Here is a 14,954-nt window from a genome sequence, read left to right as displayed (position 1 = left end):
TTTTGGTTTAAACGTGTGGAATAGGGTTGTACTGGGAATTCACGATGGTAAGATCTTTTGATTTCAGATCATAAATATCGTTTTGTGACATCACGTGTACGATTAAATTATCAATAGAAATCGGCTGACCAAGGTTGATATTGGTAAGGTTAGTGTCTTTGATGAATCTGCCATCGACCAAAATTACCAAACCGGAACCAATCGCGGTCATGGTATCGCCGTGAATGAAAAGTCCGGTGTCTTCACCAAGACCGATCCCCAAAGTTCGAGGATTGTTCACGACCGCTTGAAACAACCTTCCGATTCTTCCGCGTTGTACAAAATGCGTATCTACAATTACATTTTCGATGAAACCTAAACCTTGGGTGGTTTTTATTTCACCTTTAAGCAAAGCTTCAGAACTGGAACCTTGGTAAATCATATTTTCCGACGCAGCGGCTGCACCGGCGGAAGTTCCAGCGTAAATGAAATCTTGTTCCTGATATTTTAAAAGAATCACATCGTGAAAGCGGGTTCCGCCCAAAATTGAAGTCAATCTCAGTTGATCACCTCCTGTGAACAAAACCACATCCGCGGCGTTGGTTCTGGCTACGATGGCGTCACTGTTGGCTTGTTCACGGTTTTGAATGTCTAATATATTTACATTTTTTGAACCTAAAAATTCAAAAGCTTTCTTGTATTCCGGGCCTACAATCTGAGGGATTTGTGAGGCGGTGGTGATGATTTCGATGATTGAATTTTCTTTCAGGCGCGACTCTTCGATAATTTTTCTTAGGATTCCACGTTCAAAGAAATTGAGATTTTTCTCTACATTTTGGTCGTAATCGGTTTCTGAGAAACTGCCTTTGTTCACGGCACCACCGATAATTACTAATTTTCCAACTGCTTTCATAGTTTGCAAATTTAAAAAAAATATGTAACATAAGGCGGGAAGTGTTAACTGAAAATTAACGAATTAGCGGATGTTTTGCTAAATAACGGACTTAGAAGAGAAGTGAATTTACGAAAAAGGAAAGTAAATTGTAGGTTGATTTTGATGATTGTTGTTAGCAAAATTCAACGAAATGTTTTCACTAAGAAAAGCTTTCTTCAATATTTGAAAAATTCGGAAAATCCACAAAAAAAGCAGTTCTACAGGAAAACTGCTTTGTATAACTAATTGCTAAAAACGAAAACCCGATAAAGTTATTATCATGCTGCTAGTTTCCTGCAGACAAAACAAACCCGAAGCGAAGCCGAACTAAGAGACGTATTGTTCGCTGCACTTTTATTGCTTTTTTTTTAACAATATTGTTATCTTTCATAATAACAAGCTCTGTATTTTTCTGCTTTTTAAACTCAACAAGTCGTTCGTAAACCTTCTCAAGTACGACAAGTATTTTGTTTTTGAATTTTATTTGTTTTTCAACAGTTGTAATAAGTTGCTTATTTATTCTTCAAGCCATTTTTTTATTTCTTTGAATGTCTCATCTGGTTGCTCAACCCAAGGAAAATGTCCTGCTTTGTCAATAACCACTAATTTTGAATTCGGAAGCCAAAAGTGTAATTCTTTGGCAAATTCTTCGGGATTATTTGTATCGTACTTTCCGTTGATAATCAAAATTCTTGTATTCAGATTTCTTATTTGCTTTTGAATTTTTAAATATTTATTTCTTTCTTCCGGCGTTTCTTGATAATATTCGTTATTTATTGGTTTTCTTCGTCCAGCCTTTGTTATTTCTTTTGTTATTGGAATAACTTTTTGGGCGGTTTCTTCATTATATGTCCACCATTTTATTTTAGCAGTTGAAATATCATTACCATTCTTGTCAAAGGTTGTGTTATTTGAAGTCATATAGTCCCAATCTTTAATAACCTTTGCAAACCATTTGGATTCAGCAATTCTTTTATTTTCAGAATTTCTTCTACTTTCAATCGACTCGCTTTGAGTTCCGACTAGGCTTGTACCCGATAAAATTAATCCTGCTAGATGTTTTGGGTATTTAATCGCATATTGTAATGCAATAGCGCTTTGGTCGGAATGTCCAAAAAGCCAAATTTCTTTTGCTCCAATTTTTTGCCTTATTAATTCAATCTCTTTTACAGAATATTCTGGTTTATAAAATTCGATTTTTGTTGGTGCGTCAGATTTTCCTGTTCCACGAGAATCATAATAAACCATTGTGAATTTATCTTCAAGTTGCTTTAAAGTTAATTCGTAACCAATTTTACCAGAACTCGGGTGACCTACAAGCATAATTGGGCCTTTTCCACGAACAACATAATTTATATTTAATCCATCAATTTTCTCAACATAATTTCCATTTTCAATTTTCGAATTAGAAATACAAGAAATCAGTAAAAGTAAAATTATTAAAATTCTAAACATTTGTTTCATTGACGACATTTTGATTAAATTGATGGTAATGTCCTACGACTTTACAAAATTCCCACTGTAAGCTTGTTCATGTGAAGCGTTTTACAAATCTGCCACGTCACTCAAATATACACATCTTTCAGAAAACACAAATAAATTTTGCCCAAAAACCAAATAAACCGAAAAAATAATACAGATTAATCAATAATTTATAATGTTGTCATGTATAGGTATCTTAAAACGGGTCAAAGTCGTGTCTCCTTCGAATCTCTTTCGCTCTAACTCCAATATAAGTCCATTATAAGTCCAATATAAGTCCAATAGATTATTAGAGAAACAATAGAGTTATAATAGATTTATATTGCTTTTACTTCGAACTTAACTCCTAGTTGATATTGATCTTACTGCTCTTTTGTAATGAGAAATATTGAGAATAATTCACGAAAAAAGCCCCAATTAATTTGAGGCTTTTGTGTTTCGTTGTCAGCGCTGTTTGGGCTTCTTACGTTGTATGTTTTCGGAGGATTATCCTTTTGCTCCTCTTTCGATACGTTTTCTGTCGTTTTCGCTAAGAACTTTTTTACGCATTCTGATGAAGTTTGGAGTAATCTCAATCGCTTCGTCAGCTTGGATGTATTCCATGCATTCTTCAAGTGAGAATTGGATTTTCGGAGCGATGCTGCCGTCTTTATCTTTTCCGGAAGCACGCATGTTGTTCAGCTGTTTTGCTTCAACGATGTTTACTACCAAATCTCCTGGTTTATTTTGTTCCCCGATAATCATTCCTTCATAAATTTCCTCGCCCGGATCAACAAAGAATTTACCTCTGTCTTGCAATTTAGCGATAGAATATTCAGTAGCAGGACCTTGGCTTTTACTTACCAAAACACCAACCAATCTTCCCGGAATTGCTCCTTTGAAAGGTTTGTAATCTACGAAACGGTGTGCCATAATAGCTTCTCCGGCAGTAGCGGTAAGCATCTGGGAACGCAATCCGATCAGTCCTCTGGAAGGAATTTCGAATTCCATGTGTTGCATTTCGCCTTTGGTTTCCATGATGTGGAGGTCACCTTTTCTTTGAGTAGCCAAATCGATTACTCTGGAAGCGTATTCTTCTGGTACATCAACAACCATTGATTCATAAGGCTCACATTTCACTCCGTCGATTTCTCTTAGGATAACTTGTGGTTGCCCGATGGTCATTTCATAACCTTCTCTTCTCATGGTTTCAATTAAAACCGAAAGGTGAAGGATACCACGACCGAAAACTAGGAAAGTATTGGCATCATCGGTAGGTTCTACTCTTAATGCAAGGTTTTTCTCTAATTCTTTGGTTAATCTTTCTTTCAGGTGGTTTGAAGTTACATATTTACCATCTTTCCCGAAGAAAGGGGAGTTGTTGATGGAGAATGTCATGTTCAAAGTAGGTTCGTCGATCGCTGTTCTTGGCAACGGATCTGGGTTTTCTAAGTCTACAAAAGAATCCCCGATTTGGAATTTGTCGAAACCTACGATGGCGCAGATGTCTCCGGCTTTCACTTCCTGAACTTTCTTTTTACCAAGACCTTCGAAAACGTATAATTCTTTTACTTTTCCTTTGATGATGTTGCCGTCTTCTTGTGCCAAACCAATCCATTCTGATTCTTTTACAGAACCTTGGGTAATTTTTCCGATTGCAATTCTTCCTAAGAAAGAAGAGAAATCTAGAGAAGTAATCTGCATTCTTAGTGGTCCTTCTTTCGCATCTGGAGCAGGTACATGTTCTAAGATTCCGTCTAATAAAGGGAAAATGTTATCGGTTTCTTCTAATGAAGTGTTGAACCAGCCTTGTTTAGATGAACCGTAGAATGTTGGGAAATCCAATTGCTCTTCGGTAGCGTCCAAGTTGAAGAATAAATCGAATACTTGGTCATGAACTTCATCCGGACGGCAGTTTGGTTTATCAACTTTATTGATCACCACTACTGGTCTTAAACCTAATTCCAAAGCTTTCTGCAATACAAAACGAGTTTGTGGCATCGGTCCTTCGAAGGCATCTACTAAAAGCAAAACCCCATCGGCCATTTTCAAAACTCTTTCTACCTCACCACCGAAATCGGCGTGACCTGGAGTATCGATTACATTGATTTTAGTGTCTTTGTATGTTACCGAGATATTTTTAGATAAAATGGTAATTCCTCTTTCTCGCTCAAGGTCGTTGTTGTCCATAATCAGGTCTCCTGATTCTTGGTTTTCACGGAAAACACTGGTGGCGTGAATGATTTTGTCAACCAAAGTAGTTTTTCCGTGGTCAACGTGCGCAATGATTGCGATATTTCTAATGTTTTGCATAATCGTTTTTTGACGGTGCAAAAGTAAACTTTTTTAGCGAATAATTTGCAAAGTGATGTAGAATTAACAGAATTTAATGCTAAAAATTATAGAAAATGGAAATTCATTTTGATTTGAAACCCAAAGTCTTCCCGAAAATCGAAATTATCAACTTAAAATGAAAGATTTTCGCAACAAAAAAGCGACTCACTTCGCCGCTTTTGGATTGCTGGACAATCTCTTTATAATAAGTGAAAACACTTTTTATTGAATCGGTAAATTGTTTGATAATCAAAGTGTTAATTTGATTATTGCTAAAGGTTTATCAATTAATTGCTTCTAAGAAAAACATACAAATCATCCTTCAAATGCATTCTTTTTTTGCGCAGATCGGTGAGGTGTTCGTCGGTAGTGTGGTTTTGTTCGCCTTCTTCGTAATGCTGAATGAGCGCGTTCACTTCTTCATAATTCACATACATCTTCCTGAAATTTTCGTCATCCAGCTTTAATTGATTGATTTTTTCTTCCAGTTCAGGGAATTCGTGGGTGAGGTTGTGATTTTCCATGACTTTAAATTTTTATGGATTTTTGATAGATTAAAGTTAAGGAAAATATCTTTCAATGATGATATGAAAATTATCAGTAAAATAAATGATTACTGCAACAAATCGAGTTCGATAAGGTTATTGTCTTTCGCATTGTTGGCTTTCGCGTTTTGCTCTTTGTTTTTAATCATTTCGGCGGTACTGATTTTGTTTCCGTTAGGATCGGTCAATTGAATGATTGCTCCATTTGCGATCGCTTGTTTCATTACTTTTGCTGGATCATTTCGGTTTTCCAAAAAGATTTTTTTGTACTGCTTCTGATTGATTTCAATTTCTTTATTTTTCACGATAAATTCGGAAGTTTTTTCGGGGTTAGGCGTGAATTTAGAAACCCCGATGAGTTCAAATTGATGCGTTTTGGTGCGGTCTTCAAGTTTTACAATTAACCCCGGCAAACCGTGAAATTTGTAAGGACCATCTTGGAAAGGCAATTCCGTGGAAAACCAAGCTACCCATTGTCTTCCCGCAAATTCTGTTGTTGCTTTTTGAGCATTGAATTCTCCGATTTTCTGTTGGTCGGGTAGTATTTTCCAAACGATTTTTCGGTCGTCTGTAACTTTATAAGAATCGATTCCAATGTTTAGAGAGGAGAATATTTTAAAATCAGGGTATGTTTTTAAGATTTTGTATTTCACACTTCCTTTTCTTTGCGACATTATTTTAGCATCCACATTCATGGAGCCGGTCGTTTTAATTTGATTTTCGAAATAAGCATTCATGATGGAATCCGAAACATACACATCGCGACTATAAAAAACGGAACCTTCTTTCACAATATCAAGATTCATCAGTTCTTTGGTGATTTCTTGTTTGTTTAAAGTGTCTTTTACAAATTGGTATTGATAGCTGAATCGTTGGTTTTGAGCAATAAAAAGATTGCTTATCAAAACAAAGAATGCGATGTATTTTTTCATAGTTGATTTTCATTAAAGATAGAAAAAATGCCATCATTTTAAAATAAAAATCTGGCATTTTGGTGGATTATTTTTTGGTGGTGATGCGGATTTCTGCGTTGGTGTTTCCGTGGAATCCTTTTTTGAAGACTTCCATTTTCTCGATTTTTTCTGGCGGAAATTGATCCATTTCAGTTTTGCTCACCGGTTTTCCATCGATGAAGATTTTGATGTTGTCATCCGTCAAAATGTTTCCGTTTTTGTTCTGATTATTAAGAACGATAATTCTCGAATTGGCTTGTTCGGCAGCGATTTTTGCTTTGGCTTCCGCATCAGCAATTTTCTTTTTGAATTCCGGAGAATTGATCATCTTTTCTGCTTCTTTCGCACGTTTTTCGGCTTCCTTTATTTTTCTTTTAAATTCAGGTGAATTCCATTTTTTCTCCGCTTCCTTCATTTTAAGTTCAGCGTCCATCATTTTCTTTTTAAATTCAGGTGAATTGAATTTTTTCTCCGCTTCTTTTGCGCGTTCTTCTGCATCTTTTATTTTTAATTTAAACGCATCAGAGTTGTAATAATCATCCATTTTAGCGTAAAGTTGATCCAGTTCTATAAATTTCAGTTCGAGCACTTTTTGGTTGTTTTTGAATTCTTCGGTGTCGAAGATTTCACTCATTTTCCCATCCAATACTTTCATTTCCTTTTCGAGATCTTTAAATCTAGGGCTTTCGAAATCTTTTTTCATGGAAAGTTTTTGCAATTCTTCCGATTTTGCTCGCATTTCCTTGCTGATTTTCAGGCCTTCTTCGTTCTTTTTAAGCATCAATTCTTTGTAAGGTTCCATCAGTTTTTGCTTTTGAGCAATTTTATTCTGAATGTTTTTCAAAGCAGTTTCATTTAAAGAATCGTTGTAGGTGAATAATTCCGAATTTTGCTTCTGAATCTCGGTTCCGTCAGTTCCTTGTGCAGCGTCTTTCGGTGTGATCGTATCTTTTTTAATCTCGGCAACCATTTGTTCGATTTCCAAATTGGTTTTGGTGATTTCTTTGTTTTTCGCATTAATCATATAGATGAAAGCGAGCGCAAATAGAAGTGGCAATGCAAGTAATCTCCGCGCATAACTGTATTTTGTTTTTGATTTTTTAAGCATTGTTAATCTTTTTTTGAGGTTAGAATTAAGAAACGGACTGGTTGCGGGTAACTGTGTTCCGGAAAAGTGACTCGCCAAAAGCATCTGCGCAAATGCTTTCGTGTCCGAATTTTTAATGGCTTTTTTATCGGCCAAATATTCGTGTATTAAACTGATTTCTTTTTTGATGAGATGAAAAACGGGATTCCACCAAAACACAGCGGTTACCATCTCGGTGAAAATTTTGTCTCGCGAATGTTTCTGTTCGATGTGTACCATTTCATGCTTCAGAATTTGGCGTCCCAAATCGGAATGAATGAGAATGGAATCTTTCCAAAACAGATTCTTGAAGAAAGAAAAAGGCGCTTCGGAAAGGTTGGTTTGGTAAAAGGAAATGCCTTCGAAATGTTCTTGAGGAAATTCCTTTGTCAGTTGCTGAATCTTGAAAATTCCGTAGAATAATTTGCCTAAACAAAAGACAGAAACCAATCCAATAAGGCAAGCAATAAGTTGAGAATAAGGGAAATCATGACTTAAAGTTTTAGTAGAGTTAAAATTTTGTAACTTGCTATATAATAAATAAATATCTGTATTTACCTCAATTGTAAAATAACTTATTTTAAAAAAGGGTAGTATCATACTCAACATCAAAACTCCCAGCAAATAGAAGCGGTTGTAATGATGAAACGTCTTGTCTTTTAAGAACAACTGATAGTACAAAAATAGTACACCCGAAGCCAAAAAAACTTTCCCGAAATAGATGAGCAGCGCTTCCATTAGTCTTTATTTTTAAGTTCATCGAGAAGCATTTCCAGATCTTCCACACTGAGTTCGTTTTTCTCCACAAGAAACGAAACAGCGTTTTTGTACGATCCTTCAAAGTAATTTTTTACCAAACTGTTCATCGATTTTCCGCTGTAATTTTCTTTGGAAACCAAGGGGAAATATTCGTGTTGTCTGCCGAAAACTTGATAATCTACGAAGTTTTTTTCTTTTAAAACCTTCAAAATGGTAGAAACCGTGTTGGTGTGCGGTTTTGGCTCCGGGAACTGGTCGAGAAGGTCTTTCAGAAAGGCTTTTTCGAGTTCCCAAAGGTATTGCATCACTTGTTCTTCAGCTTTCGTTAGGGAAGGGATTTTCATATCACTATTTGTTTAGTGATACAAATGTAGAAATTAATTCCATTATTACAACTATTTTTTTAGTGATATTGAAAAATAATATTTAACTTATTGAAAATCAGGATAAAATATTTTTGAAAGTTTAAAAATACATTCTTTTTTTCATGAAATAAAATAGGATAAAAATCTTATCTTTGCACACCTATAAAAATAATATATGAAATGTGGAATTGTAGGTTTGCCCAATGTAGGTAAATCAACCCTCTTTAATTGTTTAAGTAACGCCAAAGCACAATCAGCGAATTATCCTTTCTGTACCATCGAGCCCAATTTGGGAACGGTTTCTGTACCTGATCCCAGATTATTTGAGTTGGAAAAACTGGTAAATCCGGAAAGAGTTTTGCCGGCAGTGGTAGAAATTGTGGATATAGCAGGTTTGGTGAAAGGCGCGAGCAAAGGAGAAGGTTTGGGTAACCAATTTCTCGCTAATATTCGAGAGTGTGAAGCCATTATTCATGTTTTAAGATGTTTCGAAAACGGAAATATTGTTCACGTAGAAGGTTCCGTAGATCCAATGAGAGATAAGGAAATCATCGATATCGAATTGCAATTGAAAGATCTAGAAACCCTTGGAAAAGCGGTTGATAAAGCTAAAAAATTCATTAAATCTGGTAAAAAAGAAGATGTTTTAACTTATGAAACGCTTTCTAATCTTCAGAAATTTGTGGAAGACGGTAAAAATGTGAGAGAATTTCCGATGGATGATTTCGCGGCCTCTGTGATTGGTGAAATTCAGTTGCTGACCAATAAACCAGTTCTTTATGTTTGTAACGTGGATGAAAATTCCATTAAAAACGGTAATGAATGGATTGCCAAAATCGAAGAAATGGCAGCCAATGAAAATGCTGAAGTAGTTGTTTTAGCGGCGCAAATTGAAGCTGACATCAACGAATTGGAAACTTTCGAAGAAAGACAAATGTTTCTTGAAGAACTCGGCCTAGAAGAGCCGGGCGTAAACCGATTGATCAGAAAAGCTTATGATTTATTGAAACTTCAAACCTATTTTACCGCCGGTGTAAAAGAAGTTCGCGCATGGACCATCGGCCAAGGTTGGACCGCGCCGCAAGCAGCAGGAGTGATCCATACCGATTTCGAAAAAGGATTTATCCGTGCGGAAGTTATTGCTTATGATGATTTCGTAAATTTTGGATCGGAAGCGAAAGTGAAAGAAGCCGGAAAAATGCGCGTGGAAGGAAAAGAGTATATAGTGAAAGACGGCGATGTGATGCATTTCCGTTTCAATGTGTAATTCCATAAAATTTAATCATAAAATAAAATCGCTATAATTCATGGCGATTTTTTTTTTTCAGATATGTATTAATTTCTTTTTTATATCGTAAAAATTCAATAGATATTAAAATAATTTTCCACAAAATTTTAAAAATCAATTTCGTTTCGCTATTTTTGTGAGTTACTGAATTTTAAAGTAACTCCAAGTTCTATGAGTGAAAATACTACTGTAAATTATTCCGAAGACAACATCAGAACCCTCGATTGGCAGGAGCATATCCGAATTCGCCCGGGAATGTATATTGGGAAGTTGGGCGATGGTTCCTCCGCGGACGACGGTATTTATATTCTTCTCAAGGAAATCATTGATAATTCCATTGACGAATTTGTAATGAAATCCGGAAAGCGCATTGAAATTAAAATCGACGAAGGCAAAGCCATGATCCGAGATTATGGTCGTGGAATCCCTTTAGGGAAAGTAGTTGACGCAGTTTCTAAAATGAATACCGGTGGTAAATATGACTCCAAAGCGTTTAAAAAATCGGTAGGTTTGAACGGGGTGGGTACCAAAGCGGTGAATGCACTTTCAGAATATTTTAAAGTAAAATCTGTTCGAGAAGGCAAAGCAAAAATAGCCGAATTTTCTAAAGGAATTATCACCGCAGATCATTCTGAAATTGATACTTCAGATCGAAACGGAACGGAAATTACCTTTATTCCAGATGCTTCGATTTTTACTCATTATAAATTCAGGAAAGAGTACATCGAAAAGATGCTCAAGAACTACTGCTACCTTAATCCCGGCTTGAAAATTATCTTTAATGGCGAAACTTTCTTCTCAGAAAACGGTTTGAAAGATTTGCTTCAAGAAGAAATTGAAGGCGAAATCCTGTATCCTGTTGTTCACCTGAAAGATGAAGATATCGAAGTGGCAATCACGCATTCCGACAAATCCCAGTCGGAAACGTATTTTTCTTTTGTAAACGGACAAAATACCACGCAGGGTGGAACGCATTTGAATGCTTTTCGGGAAGCTTATGTGAAAACCATTCGCGAATATTTCAATAAAAATTTCGAGGCGGCAGACATCAGAAAATCAATTATTGCAGCGGTTTCCATCAAAGTAATCGAGCCGGTTTTTGAATCGCAAACCAAAACAAAGTTAGGCTCCAACGAAATGGAACCCGGCAAGGAAACGGTGAGAACTTTTATCACCAATTTTCTTAAAAATAAATTGGATAATTTCTTGCATCAAAACCAAGAAATCGCTGAAGCTATTCACCGCAAAATCATCATTTCGGAAAGGGAAAGAAAAGAACTTTCGGGAATCCAGAAACTCGCGCGAGAAAGAGCTAAAAAAGTTTCGCTTCATAACAAGAAATTGCGCGATTGCAGACAACATTATAACGACCAAAAAGCCCTGAGAAAAGCCGAAACCATGATCTTCATCACTGAGGGAGATTCTGCTTCCGGTTCCATTACCAAATCCCGTGATGTGGAAACCCAGGCGGTATTTTCACTTAAAGGAAAACCTTTGAACTGCTTTGGTTTAACCAAAAGAGTAGTGTACGAAAACGAAGAATTCAACCTGTTGCAGGCTGCATTAAATATTGAAGATTCATTGGAAGACCTTCGTTACAACCACGTAATCATCGCTACTGATGCTGATGTGGATGGTATGCATATTCGTCTGCTGATGATTACTTTTTTCCTACAGTTTTTTCCGGATTTAATTAAGAATGGACATCTTTATATTTTGCAAACTCCACTTTTCAGAGTCAGAAATAAGAAGGAAACCCGCTATTGCTATTCTGAAGCTGAAAGAATAAAAGCGTTGAATGAATTGGGTAAAAATCCGGAAATTACACGATTTAAAGGATTAGGAGAGATTTCTCCGGATGAGTTCAAACATTTTATCGGTAAGGATATTCGTTTGGAACCGGTGGTTTTGGGAAAAGACCAAACAATTGAGCAAATTCTGGAATTCTATATGGGGAAAAATACGCCTGATCGCCAAACATTTATCCTCGAAAATTTGGTGGTGGAAGATCCAGATATCGATAAAAAAGAAATATTAACGGACATGTTAAGCTAAACTAAAGTCAGGAAAACTAATGATATGAGACTCAGCAACCGAAACAAAGCAGGATATTTTCAATTTCTTAGCACGCTTGTCACCGTCGGGCTATTTTTAGGAATTTTTTTGTTTTTTTTGGAGCGGTATCGTTACCATTATTTAGGTTGGTCCGAGTTTCTGTTAATCATTATTCCGATTCTAGGCATTCTGATTTTTTACCTCAGAGGTCGACAGATTTTTGAATATGATAGTGATGGTGAAGCGCTTAATTTCAAGAACAGAAATGTTGTCCTTTTCCTAGACAAAGCATTGAGTGACGAGTTTCCGAAGTATAAACTGAAAAACTATGAAGTCCTGAATGCCATTATTTTAAAAAAATTATACATCACGATTTCAAGTAAAAAAAATCATTCAATCATCTTAAAATATGATATTTCTTATCTTACCAAGAAAGAACTGAATGATTTGAAAATATCCTTAAGTAAAGTGATTAAAACCAATAAAGAGAGAGAAAATAATTGATGGAAGAACAAGAAAATCACCACGAAGAATCGCTGAAAAAGGTTTCCGGGCTTTACAAGGATTGGTTTTTAGATTACGCCTCTTACGTTATTTTGGATCGTGCGATTCCTTCTATTTTTGATGGTTTCAAGCCGGTTCAACGCAGAATCATGCACTCCATGCGAGAGTTGGAAGATGGCCGCTACAACAAAGTAGCGAATATCGTAGGAAATACCATGAAATATCACCCTCACGGTGATGCCTCCATTACCGATGCAATGGTGCAAATTGGGCAAAAGGAACTTCTCATCGATACCCAAGGAAACTGGGGAAATATCTATACTGGAGATTCCGCCGCGGCTGCGAGATATATCGAGGCAAGATTAACGCCTTTCGCTTTGGAAGTCGTTTTCAACCCGAAAACAACGCATTGGTCAAAGTCGTATGACGGACGAAACAACGAACCGGTCGATCTTCCGGTGAAATTCCCGCTCTTGCTTGCATCCGGAGTGGAAGGGATTGGGGTTGGACTTTCTACGAAGATTATGCCTCATAATTTCAATGAGTTGATTAATGCCTCCGTTGCACATTTGAAAGGTAAAAAATTTGAGCTTTATCCAGATTTCCTCACCGGTGGAATGCTCGATGTATCCAATTATAACGATGGTGAACGTGGTGGAAGAATTCGTGCAAGAGCTCGAATTATTCAGAAAGATAAAAATACGCTCTGCATCACAGAACTTCCTTTTGGTAAAAATACCGGCGATTTGATTGATTCCGTTATTAAAGCCAACGAAAAAGGGAAAATAAAAATTAAAAAAATCGAGGACAATACTTCGGATACCGTTGAAATCAATATTCACCTTACCAACGATGTTTCTCCCGATAAGACCATTGATGCGCTGTATGCTTTTACCGATTGCGAGATTCCGATTTCTCCCAATGCATGCGTGATTGTTGGTGATAAACCCGAATTTTTAACTGTTTCGGAAATCCTCAGAAGAAATACCGATCACACGGTTTCTTTATTGAAAAAAGAGCTTGAAATTGAGCTTCATGAGCTGCAAGAAAACTGGCATTTTGCTTCGCTGGAACGAATTTTTATCGAGAACAGAATTTATCACGATATCGAAGAAGTGAAATCTTGGGAAGAAGTAATCGCAACTATTGACAAAGGCCTTAAACCGCATACCAAACATTTGCTTCGTGCAGTAACCGAAGAAGATATTTTGAGGTTAACCGAAATTAGAATTAAAAGAATTTCGCGCTTCGATCTTGATAAATTTAAAGAAAATATCCTCGCTCTGGAAGGGAAAATAGAGCAGGTGAAATACCATTTGGATAATCTAATTGCTTATGCGATAGATTATTATACCAACATACAAAAAAAATACGGTAAAGGTAAAGAACGTAGAACAGAATTACGGGTTTTCGATAACATCGATGCGACCAAAGTGGCGGTGGCTAACGAAAAATTCTATGCAAATTTCGAAGAAGGTTTTATCGGAACTTCATTGAAAAAAGATCAGTATTTGTTCGATTGTTCGGATATTGATGATATCATCACGTTCCAAAAAGACGGAACGATGAAAGTGGTAAAAGTGGAAGCCAAAACCTTTATAGGAAAAAATATCGTTCACGTTGCGGTTTGGAAAAAGAACGATAAACGAACGGTCTACAACATGATTTACCGTGAAGGTAGTACAGGACCATATTATATGAAACGATTTTCCGTAACGGGAGTTACCCGAAATACCGACTATAAACTATCATCCGACAAGAAAGGTTCGGAAATGCTTTATTTTTCGGCCAATCCAAATGGTGAAGCAGAATTGGTAACTGTTTTATTGAAGCCCAACGCCAGAGTAAGAAAGAACAAAATTGAAATAGATTTCTCTGATCTTGCGATTAAAGGAAGAGATTCTAAAGGAAATTTGGTGACGAAATATGCGGTAAAAAAAGTAGATTTAAAAGAGGAAGGTCACTCCACTTTGGCGCCTCGAAAAATTTGGTTTGATGAGACTGTGCGGCGTTTGAATGCTGATGCAAGAGGGACATTGCTCGGAAGTTTCAAAGGAGATGATAAAATCCTCACCATCAATTCCCAGGGAGAAGCTAAATTGGTTTCTTTTGACTTAATGAACCGCTTTGATGATGATTATTTGATCCTCGAAAAATGGAAACCGGAGCAACCGATTACTTGTATTTATTTTGATGGCGAAAAAGGAATTTATTTCATCAAGAGATTTTTGCTCGATAATACCACCAATGTGCAACACTTCATGCCTTCGGACCATCCGAAATCTTTTATAGAAAATGTAATCGTGGCTAATAATTCTACGTTAGAACTTGTTTTTGCGAAAGACAAAGACAAGGTGAAAGATCCGGAAACCATTACCACAGACGAGTTTATCGCGGTGAAAGGAATTAAAGCAATTGGAAATCAGTTAACCAAGAATAAACTGAAAAGCATTAACATCACTATTCCGGAGCCGGAGGAAATCAATGAAGGTTTTGATTCGGTGGAATCTACCGAAGGACATATTAGTTTTATTGACCAAGATGTGAGAGACGAAGATTTCCCCGAAGAAGGAGTCATCGGGGAACTTTTTGATCTCGAATAAAAAACTTGTATAGACACAAAAACCGCCTCCAATGGAAGCGGTTTTTTT

11 protein-coding genes are annotated in these 14,954 nt (G+C 36.5%); 4 read left to right on the top strand and 7 right to left on the bottom strand.

Annotated elements, in window-relative coordinates; genetic code table 11:
- Window positions 1–7: 7 nt before the first annotated feature.
- The 7 genes from AP75_RS04155 to AP75_RS04125 all read right to left on the bottom strand — a co-directional run bounded on the left by AP75_RS04155 (window position 8) and on the right by AP75_RS04125 (window position 8,435).
- Entirely contained in the window at window positions 8–892 is an 885-nt protein-coding gene (locus AP75_RS04155) for a cyanophycinase (protein ID WP_088263671.1), read from the bottom strand.
- A gap of 537 nt (window positions 893–1,429) precedes the next feature.
- Window positions 1,430–2,377 carry an alpha/beta fold hydrolase gene (locus AP75_RS04150; RefSeq protein ID WP_031502585.1) on the bottom strand — a complete coding sequence of 316 codons (948 nt, stop codon included), beginning with the start codon at window positions 2,375–2,377 and terminating at the stop codon, window positions 1,430–1,432.
- A gap of 504 nt (window positions 2,378–2,881) precedes the next feature.
- Window positions 2,882–4,687, bottom strand: coding sequence for a translational GTPase TypA (typA, locus tag AP75_RS04145; RefSeq protein ID WP_088263670.1), 1,806 nt, complete (start codon window positions 4,685–4,687; stop codon window positions 2,882–2,884).
- Between the two features lie 308 nt (window positions 4,688–4,995).
- On the bottom strand, window positions 4,996–5,232 hold the full coding sequence (locus AP75_RS04140; RefSeq protein WP_031502583.1) for a YdcH family protein: 237 nt from the start codon (window positions 5,230–5,232) through the stop codon (window positions 4,996–4,998).
- A gap of 89 nt (window positions 5,233–5,321) precedes the next feature.
- Window positions 5,322–6,185 carry a GLPGLI family protein gene (locus AP75_RS04135; protein WP_088263669.1) on the bottom strand — a complete coding sequence of 288 codons (864 nt, stop codon included), beginning with the start codon at window positions 6,183–6,185 and terminating at the stop codon, window positions 5,322–5,324.
- Window positions 6,186–6,252: 67 nt separating this feature from the next.
- On the bottom strand, window positions 6,253–8,070 hold the full coding sequence (locus AP75_RS04130; RefSeq protein WP_088263668.1) for a M56 family metallopeptidase: 1,818 nt from the start codon (window positions 8,068–8,070) through the stop codon (window positions 6,253–6,255).
- The gene (locus tag AP75_RS04125) at window positions 8,070–8,435 is read right to left on the bottom strand and encodes a BlaI/MecI/CopY family transcriptional regulator (protein WP_031502797.1); all 366 of its coding nucleotides are present in this window, start codon (window positions 8,433–8,435) and stop codon (window positions 8,070–8,072) included. Before AP75_RS04125 ends, AP75_RS04130 begins: the two co-directional genes overlap by 1 nt.
- Before the next feature lie 196 nt (window positions 8,436–8,631).
- On the opposite strand from AP75_RS04125, the gene ychF reads away from it, so the two are divergent.
- From ychF to AP75_RS04105, 4 genes are all read left to right on the top strand, one after another.
- The gene (gene ychF / locus AP75_RS04120) at window positions 8,632–9,723 is read left to right on the top strand and encodes a redox-regulated ATPase YchF (protein ID WP_031502796.1); all 1,092 of its coding nucleotides are present in this window, start codon (window positions 8,632–8,634) and stop codon (window positions 9,721–9,723) included.
- 192 nt (window positions 9,724–9,915) lie between these two features.
- The gene (locus AP75_RS04115; RefSeq protein ID WP_088263667.1) at window positions 9,916–11,799 is read left to right on the top strand and encodes a DNA topoisomerase IV subunit B; all 1,884 of its coding nucleotides are present in this window, start codon (window positions 9,916–9,918) and stop codon (window positions 11,797–11,799) included.
- Between the two features lie 24 nt (window positions 11,800–11,823).
- The gene (locus AP75_RS04110; RefSeq protein WP_031502794.1) at window positions 11,824–12,303 is read left to right on the top strand and encodes a hypothetical protein; all 480 of its coding nucleotides are present in this window, start codon (window positions 11,824–11,826) and stop codon (window positions 12,301–12,303) included.
- Entirely contained in the window at window positions 12,303–14,906 is a 2,604-nt protein-coding gene (locus AP75_RS04105; RefSeq protein WP_088263666.1) for a DNA gyrase/topoisomerase IV subunit A, read from the top strand. Before AP75_RS04110 ends, AP75_RS04105 begins: the two co-directional genes overlap by 1 nt.
- The last annotated feature ends 48 nt before the right edge of the window (window positions 14,907–14,954 follow it).

It is taken from the genome of Kaistella haifensis DSM 19056 (genome assembly GCF_000735695.2).
Taxonomy (GTDB): Bacteria; Bacteroidota; Bacteroidia; order Flavobacteriales; family Weeksellaceae; genus Kaistella; species Kaistella haifensis.
This window is presented reverse-complemented; position numbering and strand designations above follow the sequence as displayed.

What these genes read in the sequence shown, in the direction of transcription:
- AP75_RS04110 (WP_031502794.1), top strand. Translation starts at nt 11,824, where the DNA reads ATGAGACTCAGCAACCGAAACAAAGCAGGATATTTTCAATTTCTTAGC.
- AP75_RS04115 (WP_088263667.1), top strand. Translation starts at nt 9,916, where the DNA reads ATGAGTGAAAATACTACTGTAAATTATTCCGAAGACAACATCAGAACC.
- AP75_RS04105 (WP_088263666.1), top strand. Translation starts at nt 12,303, where the DNA reads ATGGAAGAACAAGAAAATCACCACGAAGAATCGCTGAAAAAGGTTTCC.
- AP75_RS04125 (WP_031502797.1), bottom strand. Translation starts at nt 8,435, where the DNA reads ATGAAAATCCCTTCCCTAACGAAAGCTGAAGAACAAGTGATGCAATAC.
- typA (WP_088263670.1), bottom strand. Translation starts at nt 4,687, where the DNA reads ATGCAAAACATTAGAAATATCGCAATCATTGCGCACGTTGACCACGGA.
- AP75_RS04155 (WP_088263671.1), bottom strand. Translation starts at nt 892, where the DNA reads ATGAAAGCAGTTGGAAAATTAGTAATTATCGGTGGTGCCGTGAACAAA.
- AP75_RS04135 (WP_088263669.1), bottom strand. Translation starts at nt 6,185, where the DNA reads ATGAAAAAATACATCGCATTCTTTGTTTTGATAAGCAATCTTTTTATT.
- AP75_RS04150 (WP_031502585.1), bottom strand. Translation starts at nt 2,377, where the DNA reads ATGAAACAAATGTTTAGAATTTTAATAATTTTACTTTTACTGATTTCT.
- AP75_RS04130 (WP_088263668.1), bottom strand. Translation starts at nt 8,070, where the DNA reads ATGGAAGCGCTGCTCATCTATTTCGGGAAAGTTTTTTTGGCTTCGGGT.
- AP75_RS04140 (WP_031502583.1), bottom strand. Translation starts at nt 5,232, where the DNA reads ATGGAAAATCACAACCTCACCCACGAATTCCCTGAACTGGAAGAAAAA.
- ychF (WP_031502796.1), top strand. Translation starts at nt 8,632, where the DNA reads ATGAAATGTGGAATTGTAGGTTTGCCCAATGTAGGTAAATCAACCCTC.